Source organism: Flavobacterium cupreum, assembly GCF_003996965.1.
Lineage (GTDB): Bacteria > Bacteroidota > Bacteroidia > Flavobacteriales > Flavobacteriaceae > Flavobacterium > Flavobacterium cupreum.
Window position 1 is genome coordinate 1 of record NZ_QWDM01000235.1, and the last position, 288, is coordinate 288.

Below are 288 nucleotides of genomic sequence, written 5' to 3' on the forward strand. Positions count from 1 at the left end.
CGCGACGAGCCATAGGCGTTGCCGTGTTTGAGCGCGTCGCCGGAGCGGTCGACGCCCGGTCCTTTGCCGTACCACATGCCAAACACGCCATCGACCGTGCGCTGCGGGTCGGTGCCGACCTGCTGCGAGCCCAGCACGGCGGTGGCGGCAAGGTCTTCGTTAATCGCCGGCAGAAACTCGATGCCGCTTTTTTGCAGCAAGGCCGACGCGCGCCACGCCTCCTGGTCGACCGCGCCGAGCGGCGAGCCGCGATAGCCGGAAATGAAGCCGGCGGTATTGAGCCCGTCG

At 68.1% G+C, this 288-nt stretch carries 1 protein-coding gene; it reads right to left on the reverse strand.

All coding sequences use genetic code 11. From position 1 onward, the window contains the following. Window positions 1-288 (reverse strand): hypothetical protein (locus D0817_RS27280; RefSeq protein ID WP_134737818.1); only part of this gene is annotated, 288 nt, incomplete at both ends.